Origin of the sequence: Bifidobacterium myosotis (assembly GCF_002259745.1) — a bacterium.
Classification (GTDB): Bacteria; Actinomycetota; Actinomycetes; order Actinomycetales; family Bifidobacteriaceae; genus Bifidobacterium; species Bifidobacterium myosotis.
The window spans coordinates 129,922-153,433 of record NZ_MWWW01000004.1; the positions used below are offsets into that span (position 1 = coordinate 129,922).

Genomic DNA, 23,512 nt, shown 5'->3' on the forward strand with positions numbered 1-23,512 from the left:
GATAGTCACCATTGATTACTTCCCTTTCTTTCGTTGAACAACCATGTTTCGCCGCGGCACTGGTCCGCAATACCAAGCCGCATCATCCGCCGATTCGTCCGTCCACTTCAGGCGTATCCCTCGGCCCCGCGAACCGGAAATCACGAAAATGCGCGACACCCCCGACCTCGACGGTCGGCATCAGGAACAAACCAATACGGCAGCCGATGAAATAGTCCAAGGTGTAATACAGCGGGTAGATTCCTCCGAGCCTTCTCCACCCGGGTGAGACATCGCCCAAATCCAGATATTCGAAGGCGACCATGTCCTTCTTGTCGGTGAAATCGTAGATGGCACGCAACCGTACGACGGGACCGCTCACCTCGGTACGAATGGTTTCGACCGCCGGAGCGTCATAATCGCCATCTCCCCATATCGAATCGTTGATGCGGGGCTTCAGTTGCACACACACCGAGAAGCACTCTCCAGACCGCGTTATAGCAATATAGCGATAGTATCCTTGGAGCGCGGCCAGACCGGCATAATCGCCGTCACGCAACGATGCCGCATCAATGGTGACCTCGGCCATACACCGTGGCCCGACCGTGCGTTGGGTCAACGTGTTCCACGCATGGCTGATGTTCATCGCGACACTGCCGCCGTGCAAAGTAAAACTGCTCTCCTGCTCGCTCACCGACCAGAATGCAGGATGCGCTAGGTGATTGAACTGCCAGAAAGGCTTGAGATCGGTCACCTCCACGTCGGTTTCCTCGCCCGCCGTATACCGGAAATCGTCACTGCCATTGAGCGGAGCGTACTCGTAGTCGGCATGATTGGTCGGCACGCTCACCTGCATCGGCACGCGACCGTCAATGCCCAAAACGGGGAACCCGTCCTCTCCGAATCGCATAGGCATGACGGTGGGTGCCCTGCCCAAGGCGCCGCGGTCGTGCATCATGAAGGCGTACCATCGTCCGTCAGGAGTATCGACCATGCCTCCCTGCGCATCGCCGAGGTCATGGAAGTCTAAATCGTCGTCAAGCACCTCCCGCGCCTTGAATTCACCCTCCAACGAATCGGACAGCAGGCAAACTTCGGTTTTGCGGTGTCCGGAACGGAAGTGGCAGGTCCACACGTAGTACCGGCCGTCATGCTTGTAGATATGGCTACCCTCATATCCCAGATCTGCGTTGGGATCGTCCTCGGCGATGATGCGGTCGATGCCTCCCGACTTCGGGCCGCTCAGGTCGGGCTCCATTTCCGTCAGATGAAGACGGGTGTTGCCATGCACGATGTACACCCGACCGTCATCGTCGTAGAGCACGCTGTTGTCGTAGTACAGGCCGTCGATGACGCGTTTCGTCCAAGGGCCGGCGGGGTCGCTCGCTTCCAACACATAGGTCCGCTGCGTGTCGTTGGCAGCGAACACCACGGAGAACAGCCCGTTATGGTAGCGCAGCGATGGAGCCCACATACCGCATCCGTAGGCGTTGCGCCCTTCCTGTTCCAACCGCTGCGCCGCAGTGTCATCGAGCTTCGCGTAAGCATGCGTCAGGAATTCCCAGTGCAGCAAATCGTATGATCGCAGGATATCGCAGCCCGGCATCAGGAACATCGTGGTGGTGGCCATGTAGTACGTATCGCCCACACGAATGATGTCCGGGTCGGGAAAATCGCTGTTGATAATCGGATTGTGCGCGGTGGCCATGGTCGTCATTGATATGTTCCGTTCTCAAGATCGCTTCAGGATTGGTTCAGGATTGATTGACTCGGGTCCTATCCGTCGCCCCCTGTCATGTCATGAGCCCGTCGCGATTGTGCCATCAGATTCCATGCCGGTGACGACGCCAAAACGCATGGCCGCGAACTGGATTCCATCACTGCCGCAACGACTCCATTGGGGCAATGGCGTGCCGTCGTTGCGTACCCCGTTCGGGTTGCCGGTGATGGCGAAGTTCGCCCAGTAGCGGCTCATCATGTCCGCAAGCTCATAGTGCCAACCGGAGAATGGGCGCCAGCAGCGTGCCAGCGAATTAAAGGTGAACCAGAGTTCCGAGGAGTGGAAGGCCCCCGCGCTATCACCAGGCATATCCACATCGAAACGGTAATAGTAGGGCGGGTTCGCGCCACCTGAAATCCACGCTCGAATCAGATCCATGTTGCCCTGCTCGCCGGCGGGCATGACGGTGCCGTCCGCTTGGGTTTCGAGGAATTCCCCTGTGGTATTGCCGATGATGATGTCCATCGGCTGTTGTGCACCACGGCGCAGGATGTCGCCATATTGACCCGGCAGCATACGCCCATCGACGCAGGGCATCCAGTTGGCCGGCATGGGCCAGGCTTGAGCAGCAAGTCCAGCGTCTTCAGGAGCCGGGAAGTGTTCGGCGGCGTCCAGCAACGCGTCGGCGGAGATGCGACGCGCCTCCCGCACCGACGGCACGCCAAGGAAATCGAGGAATCGGATGGCGTTGTGCTGTGCTTCCTCCAGCGAACGAAGCCGCATGTTGAACAGACCGATTCCGGCACCGGACTGCATGATTGCACGATGGAACAGTCCTTGATTGAGCGGCGAGCAAATCTGCGAAAGCACACTGGCCGCGCCCGCCGATTGGCCGAACACGGTGATTGAAGCCGGGTCGCCACCAAATGCGGCAATATTGCCTTGCACCCACAGAATGGCTGCCCTCTGATCCAGTAGTCCGAAGTTGGCGTACGGTTCCTCCGGCACGCTTCCGGCGGCTCGTAGCTCGGCCTCACGCTGCAAATCGGGATGGGTGAAGAATCCGAACGCATTCATCCGATAGGCGACGCTGACCACCACCACGCCCAGACGCGCAAGCGCACTGCCGTCGAATTCCTTTTCAGCGGGCGTGCCGCACTGGTACGCGCCGCCATGAATCCACACCATAACCGGCAACAACCCATGTCGTGAGTCTGCCGGCATGCACGAAGCGTCTTCCGGCTGCTTGCCGCAACCATGGCCAATGCCACGGCGCAGTCTGGCCTCACCACTGCCTGTCAATGCCGGTGTCCAGATATTCACGTACAGGCAGTCCTCGCTGCGTGGCGAATCGGGGTCCACCTGCCATTCCCTGCCATAGAATTCCTCGGGATTCCAACGCGGCTGCATGGCACTGGGACCGAAATCATGCGCATGCAGAATGCCTTTCCATGACTGGAGCGGCTGCGGAGCGCGCCAGCGCAGCTCCCCCACTGGAGGGGCCGCAAACGGTACGCCGCGGAAAACGGTGATTTCCGGATCTTCCGAGGCCAATCCCTCAATGACACCATATGCCGTACGCACCTGTCTGAGCACCATTGCCATTCTCCTTCATTGGTTTCGTTGTGCTGTCCGCAACCGTTCGAATTCACGCCGGTAGTTGCCGCTCAAAGCCAGTATGGCGAAGGCGTAGAGGAAGTTGTCGTAGTACCGGCGGCAACCGACGCGCATAGGCGTATTCCACAGCATATGCACCCATACGCGGGCGTTGCGCTCGGCATCGGGCAAGGCGGCGTGCATTGCTGCCAGCGACCCCTGCGCAGTGGCGGCGAGGAAGCCGACCGGGTGCAGTACACGTTCATCCACCGCAGTGCCATCCACCTCATAGACGCTGGTGCGGTCGTGAGTCAGGAAGAAACGTTGCAGTGCCGCCACGCGGTCGCACAATACCGGCTCCGCGTCATTCCACAGCGCATCCAGACCGATGTTACCGGCGGTCCGATAGGCGTCAGAGAAGAACCAATCATGGCGGCCGAATCGTTCCTCGGTGTACGGCGTTCCGTCATACAGCGCGTATTCGCCGTTCATGCCGGTATGCTCGTCGCAGGCAAGGGCCAGATAGGTACGACTCGCCGCAGCGGCTTCATTCCAGAACGGCCGGTCAGCATCGTCGGCGTACTGCGCAAACACCTCGTAGAAATGCGGCAGATGATAGGAGGGGTCGCTCCACTCGGTCTCGGGTATGAATTTGATGAGATGATTGTCGGCGTTCCACATCGGTTCACCGGCCTCTTCCCGTCCCTTATGTACGCAGTAATGCAGCAGTTCTCGTGCCCGGGCCGCATAATCATAGACGCCTTCCCGGCTGCCCCACCGGCGGTGTGCGAGGAAGAGGTCCATGGCGAAGTACTCCTCGCCATCCGGTGCCGGACCGTCCGCCCGCTCGGAACCGTCAGGCTTGACCGACCAAGAGAAGTAGTGGGCATGATGGCCTTCGACCATATACATGTACTTCATCACCCAGCCCCACAGCCGGTCAAACACGTCCTGCCGATCGTATTGCACAGCGAGCATCATCGCGTAGCTCATGCCTTCGGTGCGCACGTCGTCGTTTCCGGTATCCATCACGTAACCGAGACCGTCTTCGCTTTCCCAATAGAACTTGTTCGGCCCCTCGAAGATCTCATGCCAGACCTGTGCCACGCGCGCGTCGATGTCGGCCTGCGCATAGCCGCACTGTGCGAACAGCGATCGTCCCGTCTCGTTCTTTTCCATTACCGTTCTACTCCTTGCCCTGTTGTTCCGGCCTCGTCGTTACCATCCGCGCTCGACGCCGGAGGCTGCATCAGCGCACGTAGCGAAACCCGCAACGGCGTGACCGGCACACCCTGAGCATTGCACAGCAGTCCATTGTCGGGATTGTTGCGCCATGCGTAGCGTAGTTCGTCCGGAGTGCGTGCCGGCATCGGCACAGTGACACGATTGCTGTCGATGGTGGCTCGTGCCGGCACGCAGCCGCCATCGTTCCAGACGAAAGTGAACTCTCCGGGTGCCTTTCCATCCAAGGTGGCGAGCGCACTGGGAGCGGATTGCGGCCAGCCGGCCCCGGTGGCACGGACCGTCATCCGGTCCTCAAAGGTGAGTTCGACGGCACTGCCTTCGATATGCACCTGCGCCAGGCATGGCTGACGATAATCGTTTGATTCGCCGTACACCAGCTGACGTGCCGCCTGGAACAGCCGATTCGCGATGATTTTCTTATGTGTGGGATGCAGATCGTTCCAATCGCCTGCATCAATGGCAACTACCGTTGCCACATCCGCAACGGTTTGCGCGACCTGCCACTGTGCTTCGCGCACCACAGGCCAGCCGCCGTCCTCCACACAGTCGATGGCAAAGTTCGGTAGCTGTACGATTAGGAACGGCAGTCGTTCCTGATGCCATTGCCGCCGCCACAACCCGATCATAGATTCCAGCAGATCGCGATATTCGGGAGCGCTGTCCCCGGTATTCGATTCGCCCTGATACCACAGCGCCGCGCGAACACGGTACGGGAAGCACGGTGCAAGCATGGTGTTGTACAGCGCGGTGGGCTTCCAACGGACAAAATCCTCCCATGGGCAGTCCGTCTGAGCCACAGTGACGATGGCATACCGCCAGATACCGCTCACATCAATCACATCGTCGCCAACGCTCAGTGTCATGGCCTTGCCGGGAGTCACACGACCGGTGTCATGTTCGCATACCAGACGCAGACGCAACTCATTGGCACCCCCATGCAGCACACCGGCGGGTATCTCGTAATCGCGCGGCTCATACTGGTTGGTTCGTCCGCCAAGCAGATAGCCGTTCAGCCATGTATGTTCGGCATCGGCCATTGTGCCCAGACGCAGGAACGCGGGCCTCTCTTCCATATGTGCGGGCAGGTAGACGATTTTACGCAGTTCCAGTTCGCCACGGAACCCGGCGAGGCCCTGATCGGCGAACCAGTTGGGTAACGTGATGTCATGCCATTGCAGATCGTCAGCGGGAGCTTCGTCATCGTGACGCCAAGGCCACTGTCCCAGCGGCAGATAGCTTCCGGTGTCGGGAGCGGCATCGTAGCCCAAGGCCCGGTACCATTCGTCACGCGCGGCGATGCTGTCCTCACTGCGCTTGACGCCCACGCCTTCGCCCGCGTATTGGCGCAGAATGCTCAGCATGTCCGGGAATCGTCGCAACGACGCTTTATCCATCCATGATTCGATGGGCGAGCCGCCAAGCGACACATTGAGCAGGCCTACCGGCACGCCGAGGTGTTCGCGCATCATACGACCGAAGAAGTATCCGATTTGCGAGAATTCCGCAGTACCTTGCGCATCGCAGGCGGTCCAACGCGCATCTGTATGGTCGTCATGGGAGCCTGCGAAATCGTATTCGGGAATGACTTTGTACTGGCGCAGCAGCGGGTCGGCGGGGCGGGAGAATTCCGAAGCGTATTCCGGGCGGACCCACGCCATCGGCAGCTCCATGTTGGACTGTCCGGAACACAGATACACTTCGCCGGCGTACACCTCACGCGTAATGCGGGAACCGTCTGAACCTTCCACGGACAGTGTAAAAGGTCCGCCCGGCTCGAGGGAATCCAGCGTCACGGACCATGAACCGTCATCGCCGGCCGTTGTGGAGCCCGCGCGGTTCTGCACGCTGACCGACACATCGGCGCTCGGTTCCGCCCATCCCCAGATAGTGATTGGCATGGACGCCTGCAGCACGCATCCATCATCCAGCAGTTTCGGCAATCTCAGCATGAATCCCTCCTCTAACGCATTAACCGGTCGGCTGTCACCTATGCGGGTGGAGCCGACCGGATGGACTGACCATATCGCGTCAACGCAATATCATCAACGCCGTATCAGCGTTCCTGATAATCGAAATATCCGAACACCGCTTCCTTGCCGTAGCCGGCAAGGTCCACGGCCGCGAGGCCCACGAACGCGCCGGTGAAGAAGCCACCATAACGCCGGGCCACATGGTCGTCGGAGAGCACGGCGGCGTCCAGAGTGACCTGAATCTCATGCCAGATCTCACCGTCGAACGAGTATTCATACGTGTAGGTGCTGGTACGCACCTTGGTTCGCAACCACACGCCCTCCACGTCATCCGGCACTTCGATGGCCTTGTCCTTAAGGAACGAGGTGTAGGTGTCGAAATCGTTCTGGGCGACTTCAATTACGCGCTTGCCGCGCTTCTCGTCCCAAGTGACGAACGCCCACGACCAGCACAGGTGGTTGTAGAAGTTCGTCAGACCGGCCATCTGCATGTAGTTGTCCGGGCTGAACGTCACCTTGGTTTCGGCGTCGAAGTCGAACGCTTGCCAGCGCCGGCCGATCAGCGACAGTTCAAAGAGGTTGGACAGGGAGCCTTGCCCACGCAGCGTCAGCGAGCCACCACTTACGCGGCCCATCGCCTCGGTGAAGGGTACGCGCAGGGTGTTCCAGTTGATATCGAGCTCGTCGGATTCGAATTCGTCATGCTGGCTGTGATCCACCGGAGCCTCGGTTTCAATGGCATCCTTGGGCGCCTCCACATAACGCTGACCGCCGTGACCACCGACCACGTAGGGCCAGCCATCCTCATCCCATTCGACCTTCTGGATGGAGGTCTCGCGTCCGAGCGTGCACCAGCCGCGCACGCCGTGGGCCGGTTCGGTCTCATGACGCCACGGGCGACCGCACAGGGAGGCGTAATACCATTCGCCGCCGGGCGTGTTCACAAGCGCGCCGTGACCCTGCTTCTGCAGGTAGGTGTCCGGGGTATCGAAGTTGGAGATGAACGGGTCGTGCGGGCTTACCTCGAAGGACAGCGCATCCAGCGTGCGCGAGCGCGCCACGGATTCCTGATGCTCGTACTGGGTGCCACCTTCGGCGCAGAACAGATAGTACCAGCCGTTGATCTTGTACAGATGCGGGCCTTCCACCAACTTCACATCCGTGCCATGCCAGATGATTCGGGCAGTTTCCGGCTTCAGGTGCATGGTTTCCGTGTCGAATTCGGTCAGGGTGATGCCGTTGAAGGGGTGACGGTATTCGCGGAAGTCCCACGTTTGTTGAACCAGATACTTGCGACCGTCATCGTCATGGAAGAGGCTGGCGTCGAAGCCCACGCCGTTAACGCGGACCGGCTCGCTCCACGGACCGTGGATGTCCTCAGCAGTGACCAAGTAGTTTGTGCAGTCCTTGAACGCGCCGTTGACAATTTTCACATCCGTGTAGATGAGCCAGAACTTGCCGTCCGCGTAGGACAGGTCCGGGGCCCAGATGCCGCCACCGGAAGGATTGCCCCTCATATCCAACTGGGAGACGCGGTTGAGCGGGCCGGGCAGCAGATTCCAATGAACCATGTCCTTGGATTCGTGCAGCCGCACGCCCGGCCACCAGTCGAAGGTGGAGGTGGCGATGTAGTAGGTGTCGCCGACACGGATCATCGAGGGATCCGCGTTGAAGCCCGGCAGTACGGGATTGGAGATTTTCATGTTCTTCTCCTCGTTGAAAAGAATTGGGTGCCGCGGGAAGGATCAGGGAGGGAGGAGGAATGAAAGGAATCGGTTCGGAACAGCCGAATAATTTCCTTCCTCACGGCACGTCTGCGGAATGCGCCGGGCGGCGGTCGTCCGGCGCATGTTGTTTGCTCAGCCCTTGACTGCGCCTGTCAGGCCACCCACAATCTTCTTCTGGAAAATCGTGAAGCAGATGAGGGCCGGAATCATCGAGAGTGAGGTAAAGGCCAGCACCTGGGCCGTGTCGACGGAGTGCTGCGAGCTGAACATCTGGACGCCGAGCGGCAGGGTGTACTTGCTTGAATCGTTGAGCAGGAACAACGGCAGCATGTAGGCGTTCCAGCTGCTGACGAACGTCAGGATGCCGACGGTAGCCACACCTGGCCAGCTCAGCGGAAGCACCATCCGGCCGAAGAAACCGATGCGGGAACACCCGTCCAGCTCGGCGGCTTCCTCCAGTTCCTTCGGAATGGACTTGAGGAACGGCACCAGGATGATAATCGCCTGCGGTAGGCCAAACGCTATCTGCGGCAGTATGATGCCCAGATGCGAGTTGATAAGGTGCAGGTTGCGTAGCAGCAGGTACAGCGGGGTGATGGCCACGGTAATCGGGAACATCATGCCCGCGGCGAACAGCGAGTACAGGAGCTTGTTGAACTTGAACTCATAGCGGGCAATCACGAAACTCACCATGAGGGCCAGCACCACCACGCCAACCATCGTGCCGATGGAGACGATGAGCGAGTTGACCAATTCCGACCAGAAGATGTTCGAGGTGAACACGGTCTTGTAGTTCTCGAAGTTCCACGGATTGGGCCAGCCTGCCGGATCACGGGTAATCTGCGAGTTGGTGCGAAAACCGCCGATGATGATGTACAACACCGGACCAACGCATAGAGCAACCAACAGCAGCGAGAAGAAGTAAACCACGGGATTTCCCCACGGTGTCTTGGAGGACTTTCTCAGCGCGTAAGGATCATAGTTCTTCCGGCCGCCGGACTTGTGCATGGGCTGGGAAATTGCGGTTGTCATTGTGAAATCACCTCATTCGCGACCGCCGAGGAACCACCGTTGGCCTTGGCGAGCTTGGCTGCTTCCTTCGCCGCCCTCTTGGCGCGGCGCTTGGCGTCCTTCTCATCGGTGAGCGCGCCTTCCAGATCACGGTTCAGGACGAACCGCTGGTAGGTTAGGGCGATGATCAGGGAGATGACGAAGATCACCACAGCCACTGCGGAGCCATAGCCATAGTTGTTGGCAAGTCGGCCTTCACGGACCATGTAGGTAGCCATCGTGGAGGTGCCTGCAGTGGACGAGACGTACTGGCCCCAAATGATGTAGACCAGATCGAAAAGCTGAAGGGAACCGATGATGGACATGAACGCCCAGATGCGGATGGTGGGTCCGAGCAGCGGCAGGGTGATGCTCCACTGCTGGCGCCAGAAGCCGGCGCCGTCCACGCGGGCCGCCTCGTACAGATCCTCGGGAATCGACTGCATGCCTGCAATCATGAGGATAACAGCGAAACCAATGTACTTCCACGAAATGATGAACATCAATGTCCAAATGGCAATCTTCGGATCGGAAATCCAGTCCGCTCCGGCGAGTCCAATCTTCTTAAGCAGAGCGTTCAGCGCACCGGTGGTCTGGAGGATCAGGCTCCAACCGGTACCCACGATGACTTCGGAGACCACGTACGGTACGAAGATGAGGGTACGAATCAGGGCGCGGCCCTTGAACTTCTGATTGAGCAGCAGTGCGAAGAGGATGGCGAGCGGACCCTGAATGATCAGGGACGCGACCACCACGAACAGCGTGTGGCCCAGTGCTTCTTGGAAATTGGGGTCGGTCAGGATGATCTTGTAGTTTTCGAAGCCGATGAACTGGCCGTTGACGGTGGGTTTGCCGTACCCCTTCCACTTGAAGAATCCGTAGTATCCGGCCATAAACACCGGCAGGATGACGAATCCGAGAAACATGATCAAAGCCGGGAGCGAGAGAATGGCGATTTCGATGCGTTTGCGAGCCTTGTCGCTCAGTACCGACTGACGGCGCTTAACCCTTGCGCCCGCTGATGCTGACATTGGAAGACCTTCCTTATACCTTGAGAGGGAACGGGCCGTGATAGCGCTTGCAAGCAATCACCACGGCCCATGAACAATGCATCAGGTTGATTCCTCAGCCCTTGGCCGCGGCGCTTTCGACGCTCTTGACGATGTCGGCAGCGGAACCCTTGCCAGCCATCATGTTGACCACGCCCTCGTTGAGCGCGTTACCGATGTTCTGACCGAACACGGTGTCAAGCCACATGGAGACGGAGGAGGCGTCGTTGTAAACGGACAGCACCTGCTTGAGTGCGTCATTGGTCACGGCATCCTGGGCTTCCTTGTTGGCCGGGATGGTGGAGAATGCGGTGGCGTACTTCTCCTGCCATTCCTTCTCGGAGACGAAGTTGAGGAAGTCCACGGCCTCTTCCGGAGCCCAAGCGCCCACGGCCATACCGTCGGAGCCGCCCATGATGGCGGTCGGGTCGCCCTCGCCGGTATCCATGGTCGGGAAGGCGAAGTAGCCGAGATCCGCCATCTCCGTCTTATCCGGAGTGAGATCCTTAATCACGCCAGGCTCCCAGCCGCCCATGAGTTCCATGGCCGCCATGTGGTTGGCAAGCAGACCGGCGGAGGAGCTTGCGCCCTGCTGGGCCGGGGTGGTCAGGAAGCCGTCGTTGAAGGCATCAAGGTCAAGCAGGCTCTGCACATCGTCACCGGTACGGGTCCAGCAGGAATCGCTGAAGTCCTTGTCCGCCTGTGCCTTCTCGAAGGTGTCGGCAGAGCACTCGCGCAGGGCGAACCAGTACCACCAGTGGGCGGCCGGCCAAGCGTCCTTGCCACCGACAGCGATCGGGGTGATGCCGGCGTCCTTGAGCTTCTGCACCACGGTCTTGAACTCGTCCCAGGTCTTCGGGGTCTCGGTGATGCCGGCCTGATTGAAGAGGTCCTTGGAGTACCAGATGCCGCCGGGGAGCACGGACTGCTGCACACTGTAGATCTTGCCGTCGATAGTGCCGGTTGCCTCGGCGGTGGCCATCTGGGTCTTGACCGTATCGGAGACCTTGTCGGTCAGGTCCATGGCCTGACCAGCCTCGACCACATCGCGCAGCTTCTGGCCGCCACGGGCCATGAAGATATCAGGAGCGGAGTTCGGATCTTGCAAGGCGGTCTGGAGCTTGCCATCCATGTCTTCGTTCTGAATGGCCTCGATTTTGATCTCGACGTTGGGATTTTCCTTCTCGAAGGCCGCCGCAGCAGCCTCCCAGTACGCCTTGCCATCGCCAGTGGTGGAATTGTGCCACATGGTGATCTCGACCTTACCATCGGCATTGGTATTGCTACTGCTGCCGCAAGCGGCCATACCCACACAAGTTGCCATGGCCAGAGCAGCTGCAGCTACGGACTTGAACTTCATTATCGTCTCCTTGTTCATTTTGATTGGCATCACCGCCAATCAGCGATTAACGAAAGTCTCGAAAGCTATTCATCGCAACAGCGCCTTTTGTTGTTGCGACAAAGACTCAGAACCCGCTGACCTCCACGTCAAATCGGACCTCGTCCGCTTTTTCAACTTTATCGAAAACTCGCTTCGTATTTTCGATGGCCTTATCATAAATCTTTTTTAGTTCAACGGTCAAACTTGGTTAGCGAAAGTGTTTCATCGCCTAAAAGGCTGCTTTTTCAACGTTTATTACCACCAAGCTCTTCCATAGAACGCAAATTGACATACCGAAAGTTTCGAATATAATAAGAGCATAAGTTTCGATAAGGTGGACGCTGATGACATCAACCGAATCACACCAAGCCAACGACGGCACAAAGGTCAAGCTTTCGGACATCGCCAAGCAGACCGGCTATTCTCTGGCCACGGTCTCCAAAGCGCTCAATGGCAAGGGCGATATCTCGGAGACCGCCAGACAGGCCATCGACAAGGCGCTTAAGGAAAGCGGATACGTCCGCCGAGTATCTCCAACCCGCAGACAGCGAACCATTGAGGTGGTGTTCAAGGATTTCGAAACCATCTGGGCCTTGGAGGTGCTGCGCGGCATCATTCGCGAAGCCAAGCCACACGACATCAACGTCATGGTGGCGGAAAGCGGCGACCGGCAGCACCCGGACCCCTCATGGATCGAGGGAATCATCGAGCGTCAGCCCATCGGCGCAATCCTGGTGTTCTCCAATCTGACCGACAGGGAGCGTGGGATGTTCCAGTCCTACAACATCCCGTTCGTCGTCTTCGACCCTTCAGGCAACCCCGCTCTGGACGACCTTTCCGTGCAGGCGGACAACTGGATGGGTGGCGTGATTGCGACCCGCCATCTGCTGGAGCTTGGCCACAAACGCATCGGCATCATCACCGGTCCGGATGAGATGCTGTGCTCTCGGGCGCGTCTTGACGGTTTTTCCGCGGCGCTGGCCGAGCGCGGCATCCCCAGCTCCCCCGAGCTCATTGCGGAGGGCGACTTCACCACTCCAGGAGGATATGAAGGCGCAAAGGCCTTATTGGAAGACGAACGCAACCGTCCCACCGCCATTTTCGCCGGCAGCGACCTGCAGGCCATGGGCGTGTATGAGGCGGCGCGGCAATTGAAAATCCGCATCCCGGAAGATCTGTCCGTCATCGGTTTCGACGACATCCAGACCGCCGCTTACATGGGGCCGGCACTCACTACCGTGCGTCAGCCATTGCAGGATATGGCATCCACCGCCGCCCGTATGATTATCGACACCACAGAGGGACGCACAATCCAAAAACGTGTGATTCTGTCCACCTCGCTTGTGGTACGCGACAGTACACAACGGTTGGCTCGAGCCAAGGACCAATAATCCCGGTGTCTAATCATCCCGGGACACCAACGACACACCAATCGCATTTCGGTGCAAGTCGCGGTAGGTCAGGCCCCTAATCATCCATCGACCATTCTGCCAGTGGGTGCCAGTGGGACGCAGCCCTCATCCGCGGCTTTTGGCGCATGCGGGGACAGAAAATCATGTCCCCATTGTGTCTAATCGGTCTTTATCGAGAATGGGGACAAGAAGGCTTGCCCCCATTACTGCATTAAGCGATTCACACTCATATCGGGGCAAACAGGTGCCTTATCAAATCATTGAAACTACGCCATTCTGCGGAAGTGGCATGCCGAGCTTCCCATATCAGGCTTGTCCCGATTGAACAAAAATGCCCAAATCCTGATATGGGGGCAAGGATTATTGTCCCCATATCAGATTCAAACCCTTAACGGTTGAATCGGGGCAACTGCCCGCCCCGTCACTCGTCGTCCTCGCCATAAAACCGGAAAACCCGCTTGGACACTGCGCCCAAGCGGGTTTTCCGGTGGAAGGAAAGGAGAAGGAGTTAGAAGAACGGTAATGTTATGCGGACACTCGGCAACGATGCCGCACATCCGCGCTATTCAGTTATCTATTCAGTTATTCATCGGGCTTGCAAGACGGCGACAGCCGCCGCAACCCCTAGACCCACAATGGCCGACCCACAATGACCGCACGAAACCGGCCAGACGGTAGCGCCCCACGCCTGCGACGGTTTGCGACCCTATACATCCAAGGACCGCATCCCACCAAAGGCTGACTGACGGTAGGACGTCAATCAAATGAATAATCAAACGACCGACCAGCTCAGCCAGAACGGTCCGCGCGTGGGTAAGGGACGTCACGCACGCGCGAACCATTCGACCGCAAGCCGACCGATGACCAATCGGCTGGTGACGGATGGACAGATATCAGCCCATCCGTCATCAGCCAATCATCAATCAGCAATCAGCCATCAACTGGCTAATCAGCCAATCGAAGAAGACCTGAGGTCACTCGACCTCGGCCAGAGCGTCCACGATGTAGTTGTTGATCGTGGCCTTGACGGACTCGAGGTGGTCGGACTTGGTGGCGGCGATGAGCTCGGACTGCGGCTTGTCAAGGCTGTAGGCCTCGAGGTCGGCCAGCGTGACGTTGCCCTCGTCGATGTCCTTGCCGATGCCGGAGTCGTAGGAGCTGTAGCGCTCCTCCATGAGATCCTGGATGAAGTGATCCTGGTTCATCTTGTCGGCGACCAGCAGGCCGGCGGCGTAGGAGTCCATGCCGGCGACGTGCGAGCGGAACAGGTCCTCGGCGTAGAAGGAGGTACGACGCGGCTTGGCATCGAAGTTCAGACCACCGCGCGGGCCGATGGAGCCGGCCTGCAGGACCTCCCACATCACGGCCACGGTCTCGTAGAGGTCGGTCGGGAACTCATCCATGTCCCAACCGATGAGCTTGTCGCCCTGGTTGGCGTCGAGAGAGCCCAGGAAGCCGTTCTCGCGGGCCACGCGAATCTCGTGCTGGTAGGTATGACCGGCCAGGTTGGCGTGGTTGCCCTCGAGGTTCAGCTTGAAGACGTCGGTCAGGTCATGGCTGCGCAGGAACTCGATGGCGGTGGCGGCGTCGAAGTCGTACTGGTGCAGCGTCGGCTCCTTCGGCTTCGGCTCGATCAGGAACTGGGCGTCGAAGCCGATCTCCTTGGCGTAGTCGGCGCACATGTGGAAGAACTTGGCGATGTGGTCGGTTTCGCGCTTCATCTCGGTGTTCCACAGGTTCTCGTAGCCCTCACGGCCGCCCCAGAACACGTAGTTCTCGGCACCCAGACGCTTGCCGATCTCGAGGCTCTTCTTGAGCTGGCCACCGGCGTAGGCGTAGATGTCGGCGAACGGGGAGGTGGCGGCGCCGGACACGAAGCGCGGGTTGGTGAACAGGGAGGAGGTGTTCCACAGCAGCTTGACGCCGGTGGCCTTCATGTTCTCCTCAATCTTGTCAACGACCTTGTCGAGGTTGGCGTTGGTCTCGCGCAGGGTGTCGCCCTCGGGGGCGATGTCGCGGTCATGGAAGCAGAAGTACTCGACGCCGAGCTTGGTGAACAGCTCGAAGGCGTAGTCGACCTTGGCCAGAGCCTGATCCATCGGATCGGTGTACTTGTAGTACGGACGGTGCGCGGTGCCGGTGCCGAACGGATCAACCAGCTCCTGGTTGAAGGTGTGCCACCAAGCGACGCCGAAACGCAGCCAGTCCTTCATCTTCTTACCGGCAACAACCTTGTCGGCATCGTAGTAGTGGAAGGCCAGGCCCTCCTTCGGTCCCTTGGCGCGACCGACGTACTCGACCTTGTCAACATCCCACAGACCCATTTGGGTGCTCCTTTGCTGTAGTGGTTCAACGGATTACGGCATTAATAATAAAACCATTGAACTATGTTTGTCAAACGATTGAATTAATAGTTGGGGAGACGGCGTGTCATCAATAATTACAACGATTTTTGCCGAGCACCACTGGCATCGGGCAACGTGCATCAACGATTGATACAGGTAGTTTTGCCCCGCTACACCGCAATCGGCACGGCTTACACCATAATCGGCATGACTCGGAACCTCGGATTCGAGCCGGTCGGGTTTCCTCTGAGGAAATCCCAGACCGCATTCCATCCTCAAGACAACAGCCAGGGCGGCAAAGCCGTGGCCGCAACCTGAATCAATGCGGAGGTCCGGACGACGAGCCCGATAGATGACGGACCAGACGGACGACGGATCTGCCCGCCGACGCGACGAACCCGCCGACCCTCATCAGACACGAAAACCACCTTACCGGGGATCTGCCCGCCGACGCGACGAACCTGTCCGCCGGCGTTTTAGCAAGTTGGCCTCCTGAGCGGCGTTCTCCGGCTCTTCCGATTTTGGCGCGTAAGGGCCATGCGTTTTCATTGCTTAGGCACATTCGACATTTCTGCGGGAAAACACCTCTCAACCCGCCGAACAAACATTGAAGCAATACACCGCCGACGCGACGGTCACCCCACCCGCCTTATCCAATCCGGCCTCCCCATCGCCGACTTGATTCCGCCATCGAATCTATAGAACCGATATAGCGAGCACCTCAATAGAGCACCCCATCACACGGTTGCGGCATCACTCGTACCCCGCGACGCCCGGCCCGCCGGTCCCCTATTCCGGCAGGCCGCCCGCGAAGCGTCCCCCACACTGCGACGGCGGGTCATGACAAGGCCCGCACCAGCCCGGCTGCCGGCATCCGGCGGCAAACCGAATCATCGCACCACAGGTTCGGACTACGCCCGGATAGGGCAGTTCGGCTTTCCATATTCGACAAGTCAGCGCCGAATCACCATCGGAACTGTCGGCGCAGATTGACCGCAACGACCTCACAACAACGAATCGGCAAGCGTTGGCCGGCGGATGTTCCTTCCGCCGTGCCACTCACTGTACGGCAATACTGCCAACGTTTGCAACCCCAGTGATTCGATTGGTGGATAAGTGGAAAACCGCATGATTCCAAGGATGCGAAATGTGGATAACTCATTCGGCCGATGGTGGACAACCCTGCTTACAGGACGGTTGTCCACCGTCGGCCAGACCGGTTATCCACCATCTCGCATCTCGGCTCATCCTCACTCGGCGTGTCGCAGCAGGTGCCGAGCTATGCAGTCTCCAGACTCGAATGATTCACCTCACCAATGATTGAGGATTCCGACTCCTCCCCTTCCCCAGACTGCTTCGCCGCCGGCTTCTCGTCAAAAGTGACCAAGAAGCCAGCGACGGCATACGCGGCGCCGTTGTGCGCCACCGCTACGTATCAGATGATGATGCCGTTGCAGTGATCGACCTCGTGCTGGATGATCTCGGCGGTGAAGCCGGTGAAGGTCGCGTGGCGCGCACGGAAACGTCGGTCTTGGTAATCGACCTCGATGCGACGGTATCGCATGGCGCGACGTTCACCGGTCAGAGACAGGCACCCCTCCTCGGTCTCGTACGCGCCATCGGTACCGGTGATGACGGGATTGAACATCACGGTGATACGGCCACCGAAGTCCTCATCCACGAACGCGATGATGCGCTTGCCTACGCCAATCATGTTCGCAGCCATGCCCACACAACGCGAACGGTTGGCCTCCAGCGTGTCGACCAAATCCTGCGCCGCGATCTCGTCGCCGGGAGCGGCCTCCTCAGACGGCATGCGGAGGAAGGATCGTGAAGTCATAATGGGTCGTTGCATTCCGGTTGACGCTCCTGTGATGACAAAAAAGGCTTCCGAATCATCGGAAGCCTTGACGGGCGACCCCGGCCGGACTTGAACCGGTGACCTCCGCCGTGACAGGGCGGCGCTCTAACCAACTGAGCTACGGGGCCGTGTGGTACTCACTCTCGTGAGGCACGAGTGGATATATTACATGGCCACGGGAGCAAACCGCAACTCGGCGTGTCGCAGTATACAACCATGGAACGGAACCCAAAACGGGACGAAACGCAAGTTTCACACGACATAGTGTTACGTTTCGTCCCACTTTGACACTCCAAAACGGGACGAAACGCAACATGGCCTCGTCGCTGACTTACGTTTCGTCCCATATCGAAGGGCGCCGCGGAGGCGCGGGACCAATCGGCCCGCCAACTGATGCCCCAGATCCGGCATCGCCCTCGACCGACTCATCATGCCAGTGATCCACCTCACAATTGTCCGAGTGGTGTCGCCCCTGCTGAAGTGAAACACACCACTAGGGTTCGGCCTGCTCACGGACAGTCGAACCGCACCGCCAAGGGAGCCTCTCCACCCCTCGCCCCCGGCCTGTCCACGGACAAGTTGGGCATCTCCACCACACGGGACTCAGGTAATCCGAAATCGCGACCCGTGACAGCTAAAGCGCCCGCCACGGATGCTCTGCGCATGATAGTTGCAGCTGTTGCGTCGGCAGGGGGGCTGGGGCGCCCACCACAGATTCGTTGCAATGACAGCGTTTGCTTGCCAAATGGTAACTAAGGCACATCCAATGTGAGCGCTCTCATTACACCAACAGCGCGCAAACCATGAACAAATTCCATCAAAACATGCGTCAAATACGCCGTAACGTCTCCAGCAACCGTTATCATTCCAGTGTTTGCAGCGTACTAAGACAATCAAAGGAGAGGCCATGACCACGCTCGCCATCGATATCGGAGGAACCAAAATCGCCGCCGCCGTGTGCGATGAAAACGATGCCATTGTCCAGCGCTGGCGTGTTCCCACGCCGATGGACGCCAATGCCATCAACCAGCACATCGCCGAAATCTACCGCGAGGCCGTAGCCTCCGGTCACACCGACATCCAGGCCATCGGCATCTCCGCGGCCGGCAACGTGGGCGCGGACCGCAAGACGCTCACCTTCGCCGCCAACATCCCCGCCTGGATCAATTACGATCTGTCCGAGCATGTGGGCGCGCTTATCGACCACGCCGTTCCGGTCGTCGTGGAGAACGACGCGAACTGCGCCGGTTGGGGCGAATACGTACATGGCGCCGGTCAGGGCAGCTCCAACATGGTGGCACTGACCGTGGGCACCGGCCTTGGCGGCGCTATCGTCATCGAGGGACGCCTGTTCCGCGGCTCCTTCGGCATGGCCGCCGAGCTGGGCCACCTGCCGATGGTCCCGGACGGCGACACCTGCGGCTGCGGCCTTCGCGGTTGCGCCGAGCGTTACACGTCCGGCAGCGCACTGGAGCACTTCGCCAAGGCGGCAGTACGCCGCCGTCCGCAGGACGCCGGCCGCCTGCTCGAACTGTGCGGCGGCGACGTGACCAAGCTCGAAGGCCCGATGGTCTCCCAGGCCGCCCAGGAGGGCGACGTGCTGGGCCTGTACGCCTTCAACAAGATCGGCGAGTGGCTGGGCCGCACGATGGCCGCCGTTGCCGCGGTGCTCGACCCCGATCTGTTTGTGATCGGCGGCGGCGTGGTGGCTGTGGGCGACATCCTGCTCGAGCCGGCCCGCTACAACTACCAGCGATTCCTTGAGGGCAGCGCATACCGCGGCCATGCCAAGATCGTGGCCGCGACGGCCGGTCAGGACGCCGGTCTGATCGGTGCGGCGAACCTCGCGCTGCGCTAGGCCTCCTCAGGCGGGCACATTTCAGGAAACGGATGTACCGGTGCCTCTGGCTCCCGGCTCCCGGCTCCCGGCTCCCGGCTCCCGGCTCCCGGACATCCCCGCATCGCCCTGTATATGCGAAAGTGGCCCGGAACCTTCCATAACGGAACGGTTCCGGGCCACTGTCGTATGTATGACGTTCACGACGCAACACGGCTCGGCATCGGTGGATCGCCGCTCCGAAAGCGACGATCCACCAATCAGACCGAGCGTGTCAGGCTAGCCTCATCAGAGCAGCGGCTGATCGTCGCCGTCGGGCTGACCACCCTGATCGCTGTAGAAGTCGTCGGGGTTGAAGTCGTCGCCGAGCTTCAGATCGCCGAACTCGAGGTTCGAGAAGTTCAGGTCGGACAGGTCGGCATCGGAGAAGCTCGCGTCGCCAAGGTCGCCATCGCCGCCCAGACCGAAGTTCGGGTAGATGGTGTCGCGGATGGCCTTGTCGGGCTCGACCACGGCGTTGCGGTAGCGGGCGAGACCCGTACCGGCCGGGATGAGCTTACCGATGATGACGTTCTCCTTGAGGCCCTTGAGGTCGTCGACCTTCTCGGAGAGGGCGGCTTCGGTGAGCACGCGCGTGGTCTCCTGGAAGGACGCGGCGGACAGCCAGGAATCCGTGGCCAGCGAGGCCTTGGTGATGCCCATCAGCGCCGGACGGCCCACGGCGGGCTTGCCGCCGTTCTTGACCGTGTTGCGGTTGATCTCGCGGAAGCGGGCGTTGTCCACCAGCTCGCCCGGCAGCAGATCGGTGTCGCCGGAGTCGATGATGGTCACGCGACGGGTCATCTGGTGCACGATGACCTCGATGTGCTTGTCGTGGATGTCCACGCCCTGGGAGCGGTACACGGTGTGCACCTCTTCCACGATGTTCACCTGGGCGGCGCGCTTGCCGAGGATGGTGAGGATCTTCTTCGGATCCACGGAACCCTCGACCAGCTGGGTACCGACCTTGATGTGATCGCCATCGGCCACCTTGAGCGGCACGCGCTTGGAGACCTGGTAGGTGATCGGCTTGATGATGCCCTCTTCCTTCGGGGCGCCGGAATCGGCGTCCGGGCTCAGGATGATCTGGCGGCCGCGATCGTTCTCCATGATCTTGATGGTGCCTGCGAACTCGGTGATCGGGGCCTCGCCCTTAGGCGTACGGGCCTCGAAAAGCTCGGTGACACGGGGAAGACCCTGGGTGATATCGGAAGCCGCGGCGACGCCACCGGAGTGGAAGGAACGCAGCGTCAGCTGGGTACCAGGCTCACCAATGGACTGGGCGGCCACGATACCGACGGTCTCGCCGACGTCCACCAGCTTGTTGGTGGCCAGCGACCAGCCATAGCACTTGGCGCACACGCCTCGCTTGGACTCGCAGGTCAGCACGGAACGGCACTTGACCTCTTCGACGCCGTGGGCCACGAGGTCGTTGAGCACGTCCATGGACAGGGCGTCGCCGCGCTTGTACAGCACGGTCTGGCCATCGGCCGGGTCGATGACGTCGGAGGCGAGCAGACGGGAGTACGGGCCACCGTCGGCGGCCTTGACGAGCACGAGGTTGCCGTCGTTGTCACGATCGGCCACGCGAATCATCAGGCCCTGCTTGGTACCGCAGTCCTCCTCGCGCACGATGACGTCCTGGGAGACGTCCACCAGACGACGGGTCAGGTAGCCGGACTCTGCGGTACGCAGTGCGGTATCGGCCAGACCCTTACGCGCGCCGTGCTGGGAGATGAAGTACTCCAGCACGGACAGGCCGTCGCGGTAGTTGGACTTCACAGGGCGCGGAATGATCTCGCCCTTCGGGTTGGCCACGAGGCCACGCATGCCTGCGATCTGGTTGATCTGCATCATGTTGCCTCGTGCACCGGACTGCACGATGATGGCCAGGTTGGAGGTCGGATCGAACTTGTCTTCGACCTCCTTGGACACCTCGGCGGTGCACTCGGTCCACAGGTCGATGAGCTCCTGGCGGCGAGCCTCCTCGGTCAACAGACCCATCTCGTAGTTGGCGTTGACCTTGTCGGCCTTGGCCTCGTACTCGGCGATCTTCTGGTCGCGCTCCGGCGGCTCGTTCACGTCGGAGAACGCGAAGGACACGCCGGACCACGGGGCGCGGGTGAAGCCGAGATCCTTGAGGGCATCCAGCGTGGCGGCCACCTGCTGGGTGGAGTAGCGCATGGCGATGTCATCGACGATCTTGGACAGGCGGCCCTTGGCGACCTGATCATTGACGAACGGGTAGTCGGTGGGCAGGGTCTCGTTGAACAGGATGCGACCGTACGAGGTGGCGAACAGGACGGTGCCGTCGTGCAGACGCTCCTCCTTGGCCACGTCGGTCTCGCCCTCGCGCGGGTCGAGCACCTTGACCTCGCCCGGCTCCCAGTTCTTCGGCAGGGTGAAGTCCTCGGGCAGACGGATGAGCACCTTGGCCTGCATGTCGATCTCGTGGCGGTCGAGGGCCATCTCGGCCTCCTCCAGCGAGGAGAACACGCGGCCCTGGCCCTTGGCGCCCTCGATGACGGTGGACAGGTAGTACAGACCGAGGATCATGTCCTGGCTCGGCATGGTCACGGTGTGGCCGTCGGCCGGCTTCAGGATGTTGTCGGAGGCCATCATCAGCGAGCGGGCCTCGGCCTGGGCCTCGGCGGACAGCGGCAGATGGACTGCCATCTGGTCGCCATCGAAGTCGGCGTTGAAGGCGGCGCAGGCCAGCGGCGGCAGGTGGATGGCCTTGCCCTCCACCAGAATCGGCTCGAAGGCCTGAATGCCCAGACGGTGCAGCGTAGGTGCACGGTTGAGGAGCACCGGATGCTCGGAGATGACCTCCTCGAGCACGCCGTACACCTCGGTGTCGCCACGGTCGACCATGCGCTTGGCGCTCTTCATGTTCTGCGCGTAGTTCATGTCCACCAGACGCTTGATGACGAACGGCTTGAACAGCTCGAGGGCCATCGGCTTGGGCAGACCGCACTGGTGCATGCGCAGCGACGGGCCGACCACGATCACGGAACGGCCGGAGTAGTCGACTCGCTTACCGAGCAGGTTCTGACGGAAGCGGCCCTGCTTGCCCTTGAGCATGTCGGACAGGGACTTGAGCGGACGGTTGGAGGCACCGGTGACCGGACGGCCGCGACGGCCGTTGTCGAACAGGGAGTCGACGGCCTCCTGGAGCATGCGCTTCTCGTTGTTGAGCATGATCTCCGGGGCGCCGAGCTCGATGAGGCGCTTCAGACGGTTGTTGCGGTTGATCACGCGGCGGTACAGGTCGTTGAGGTCGGAGGTCGCGAAACGGCCACCGTCCAGCTGGACCATCGGGCGCAGATCCGGCGGGATGACCGGAATCACGTCGAGCACCATGGCCTCCGGCTTGTTGCCGGTGGTCAGGAAGGCGTTGACGACCTTGAGGCGCTTCAGGGCCTTGGTCTTACGCTGCTCGGAAGCGTCCTTGATCTCCTCGCGGAGCTCCTTGGAAATGGACTCGAGGTCGAGGGACTGCAGGCGCTTCTTGATGGCCTCGGCACCCATGCAGCCGTCGAAGTAATCGCCGTAGCGGTCCTGCATCTCACGCCACAGGTCCACGTCGTCGACCATGTCGCCGGGCTTGAGCTTCTTGAACTTGTCGAAGACGGCGTCCACACGGGCGATCTGGTCGTTGTAGCGGGTGCGGATGGCGGTCATGTCGCGCTCGGCGCCGTTGCGCAGCTTGGCGCGAGCCGGGCCCTTGGCCTCGCCGGCCTCCTCAAGGGCGGCGAGATCCTCCTCGACCTTCTTGGCGCGGGCTTCGATATCGGCGTCACGACGCTGCTCGAGACGCTTGATCTCGGAATCGAACTCGTCCTGCAGGCCGGGCATATCGTTGTGACGGGTCTCGTCATCCACCTCGGTAACCATGTAGGAGGCAAAGTAGATCACGCGCTCCAGGTCCTTCGGGGTGACGTTGAGCAGGTAGCCCAGACGGCTCGGCACGCCCTTGAAGAACCAGATGTGGGTCACGGGGGCGGCCAGCTCGATGTGGCCCATGCGCTCACGACGCACGCGGGAGCGGGTCACCTCGACGCCGCATCGCTCGCAGACGATGCCCTTGAAGCGCACGCGCTTGTACTTGCCGCAGGCGCACTCCCAGTCACGGGTCGGGCCGAAGATCTGCTCGCCGAACAGACCGTCCTTCTCGGGCTTGAGGGTGCGGTAATTGATGGTTTCAGGCTTCTTGACCTCGCCGTGGCTCCAGCCGCGGATGTCTTCGGTGGTGGCCAGGCCGATGCGAAGCTTGTCAAATGCGTTGACGTCCAGCACTT

At 60.3% G+C, this 23,512-nt stretch carries 14 protein-coding genes and 1 tRNA gene; 3 read left to right on the forward strand and 12 right to left on the reverse strand.

The genetic code is table 11. The features are described from left to right. Nucleotides 1–82: 82 nt before the first annotated feature. The 8 genes from BMYO_RS02120 to BMYO_RS02155 all read right to left on the reverse strand — a co-directional run bounded on the left by BMYO_RS02120 (nucleotide 83) and on the right by BMYO_RS02155 (nucleotide 11,696). Nucleotides 83–1,687 (reverse strand): glycoside hydrolase family 43 protein, encoded by a 1,605-nt coding sequence (locus BMYO_RS02120; RefSeq protein WP_094667061.1) that lies wholly within the window; start codon nucleotides 1,685–1,687, stop codon nucleotides 83–85. A 90-nt stretch (nucleotides 1,688–1,777) separates the two neighbouring features. Then, the gene (locus tag BMYO_RS02125) at nucleotides 1,778–3,298 is read right to left on the reverse strand and encodes a carboxylesterase/lipase family protein (protein WP_094666935.1); all 1,521 of its coding nucleotides are present in this window, start codon (nucleotides 3,296–3,298) and stop codon (nucleotides 1,778–1,780) included. Between the two features lie 12 nt (nucleotides 3,299–3,310). Beyond that, the gene (locus tag BMYO_RS02130; RefSeq protein ID WP_094666936.1) at nucleotides 3,311–4,474 is read right to left on the reverse strand and encodes a family 8 glycosyl hydrolase; all 1,164 of its coding nucleotides are present in this window, start codon (nucleotides 4,472–4,474) and stop codon (nucleotides 3,311–3,313) included. After that, complete coding sequence (locus BMYO_RS02135; protein WP_233428033.1) at nucleotides 4,474–6,210, reverse strand: sialate O-acetylesterase; 1,737 nt, start codon at nucleotides 6,208–6,210, stop codon at nucleotides 4,474–4,476. Before BMYO_RS02135 ends, BMYO_RS02130 begins: the two co-directional genes overlap by 1 nt. Nucleotides 6,211–6,593: 383 nt before the next feature. Next, the gene (locus BMYO_RS02140; protein ID WP_094666938.1) at nucleotides 6,594–8,213 is read right to left on the reverse strand and encodes a glycoside hydrolase family 43 protein; all 1,620 of its coding nucleotides are present in this window, start codon (nucleotides 8,211–8,213) and stop codon (nucleotides 6,594–6,596) included. A gap of 156 nt (nucleotides 8,214–8,369) precedes the next feature. Next, nucleotides 8,370–9,245 carry a carbohydrate ABC transporter permease gene (locus BMYO_RS02145; protein WP_420807280.1) on the reverse strand — a complete coding sequence of 292 codons (876 nt, stop codon included), beginning with the start codon at nucleotides 9,243–9,245 and terminating at the stop codon, nucleotides 8,370–8,372. A 20-nt stretch (nucleotides 9,246–9,265) separates the two neighbouring features. After that, nucleotides 9,266–10,318 carry a carbohydrate ABC transporter permease gene (locus tag BMYO_RS02150; RefSeq protein WP_094666940.1) on the reverse strand — a complete coding sequence of 351 codons (1,053 nt, stop codon included), beginning with the start codon at nucleotides 10,316–10,318 and terminating at the stop codon, nucleotides 9,266–9,268. 94 nt (nucleotides 10,319–10,412) lie between these two features. Continuing rightward, nucleotides 10,413–11,696 carry an extracellular solute-binding protein gene (locus tag BMYO_RS02155; protein WP_094666941.1) on the reverse strand — a complete coding sequence of 428 codons (1,284 nt, stop codon included), beginning with the start codon at nucleotides 11,694–11,696 and terminating at the stop codon, nucleotides 10,413–10,415. Between BMYO_RS02155 and BMYO_RS11735 the strand changes: the two genes are divergently transcribed. Beyond that, nucleotides 11,584–11,907: a hypothetical protein gene (locus BMYO_RS11735; RefSeq protein ID WP_169834013.1), complete on the forward strand. Its 324-nt coding sequence runs from the start codon at nucleotides 11,584–11,586 to the stop codon at nucleotides 11,905–11,907. The genes BMYO_RS02155 and BMYO_RS11735 overlap by 113 nt on opposite strands. Before the next feature lie 154 nt (nucleotides 11,908–12,061). Continuing rightward, a complete protein-coding gene (locus BMYO_RS02160; protein WP_094666942.1) occupies nucleotides 12,062–13,108 on the forward strand; it encodes a LacI family DNA-binding transcriptional regulator in 1,047 nt (348 codons plus the stop codon). 995 nt (nucleotides 13,109–14,103) lie between these two features. Here the strand turns inward: BMYO_RS02160 and xylA are convergent. The 3 genes from xylA to BMYO_RS02175 all read right to left on the reverse strand — a co-directional run bounded on the left by xylA (nucleotide 14,104) and on the right by BMYO_RS02175 (nucleotide 17,463). Continuing rightward, nucleotides 14,104–15,453 (reverse strand): xylose isomerase, encoded by a 1,350-nt coding sequence (gene xylA / locus BMYO_RS02165; protein ID WP_094666943.1) that lies wholly within the window; start codon nucleotides 15,451–15,453, stop codon nucleotides 14,104–14,106. Between the two features lie 1,456 nt (nucleotides 15,454–16,909). Then, entirely contained in the window at nucleotides 16,910–17,329 is a 420-nt protein-coding gene (locus BMYO_RS02170) for a peptide deformylase (RefSeq protein ID WP_094666944.1), read from the reverse strand. A 60-nt stretch (nucleotides 17,330–17,389) separates the two neighbouring features. Continuing rightward, nucleotides 17,390–17,463: transfer RNA gene (locus tag BMYO_RS02175), tRNA-Asp, on the reverse strand. Between the two features lie 779 nt (nucleotides 17,464–18,242). On the opposite strand from BMYO_RS02175, the gene BMYO_RS02180 reads away from it, so the two are divergent. Beyond that, the gene (locus BMYO_RS02180) at nucleotides 18,243–19,193 is read left to right on the forward strand and encodes an ROK family glucokinase (protein ID WP_094666945.1); all 951 of its coding nucleotides are present in this window, start codon (nucleotides 18,243–18,245) and stop codon (nucleotides 19,191–19,193) included. 267 nt (nucleotides 19,194–19,460) lie between these two features. On the opposite strand, the gene BMYO_RS02185 is transcribed toward BMYO_RS02180, so the two are convergent. Beyond that, nucleotides 19,461–23,510, reverse strand: a complete 4,050-nt coding sequence (locus BMYO_RS02185; protein ID WP_094666946.1) for a DNA-directed RNA polymerase subunit beta' — start codon at nucleotides 23,508–23,510, stop codon at nucleotides 19,461–19,463. Nucleotides 23,511–23,512 lie beyond the last annotated feature (2 nt).

Bases quoted from the DNA above. Each gene is read 5' to 3' on its own strand.
- BMYO_RS02120 (WP_094667061.1), bottom strand. From the start codon at position 1,687: ATGGCCACCGCGCACAATCCGATTATCAACAGCGATTTTCCCGACCCG.
- BMYO_RS02125 (WP_094666935.1), bottom strand. From the start codon at position 3,298: ATGGTGCTCAGACAGGTGCGTACGGCATATGGTGTCATTGAGGGATTG.
- BMYO_RS02130 (WP_094666936.1), bottom strand. From the start codon at position 4,474: ATGGAAAAGAACGAGACGGGACGATCGCTGTTCGCACAGTGCGGCTAT.
- BMYO_RS02135 (WP_233428033.1), bottom strand. From the start codon at position 6,210: ATGGAGCTGCCGATGGCGTGGGTCCGCCCGGAATACGCTTCGGAATTC.
- BMYO_RS02140 (WP_094666938.1), bottom strand. From the start codon at position 8,213: ATGAAAATCTCCAATCCCGTACTGCCGGGCTTCAACGCGGATCCCTCG.
- BMYO_RS02145 (WP_420807280.1), bottom strand. From the start codon at position 9,245: ATGCACAAGTCCGGCGGCCGGAAGAACTATGATCCTTACGCGCTGAGA.
- BMYO_RS02150 (WP_094666940.1), bottom strand. From the start codon at position 10,318: ATGTCAGCATCAGCGGGCGCAAGGGTTAAGCGCCGTCAGTCGGTACTG.
- BMYO_RS11735 (WP_169834013.1), top strand. From the start codon at position 11,584: ATGGTGATCTCGACCTTACCATCGGCATTGGTATTGCTACTGCTGCCG.
- BMYO_RS02155 (WP_094666941.1), bottom strand. From the start codon at position 11,696: ATGAAGTTCAAGTCCGTAGCTGCAGCTGCTCTGGCCATGGCAACTTGT.
- BMYO_RS02160 (WP_094666942.1), top strand. From the start codon at position 12,062: ATGACATCAACCGAATCACACCAAGCCAACGACGGCACAAAGGTCAAG.
- xylA (WP_094666943.1), bottom strand. From the start codon at position 15,453: ATGGGTCTGTGGGATGTTGACAAGGTCGAGTACGTCGGTCGCGCCAAG.
- BMYO_RS02170 (WP_094666944.1), bottom strand. From the start codon at position 17,329: ATGCAACGACCCATTATGACTTCACGATCCTTCCTCCGCATGCCGTCT.
- BMYO_RS02180 (WP_094666945.1), top strand. From the start codon at position 18,243: ATGACCACGCTCGCCATCGATATCGGAGGAACCAAAATCGCCGCCGCC.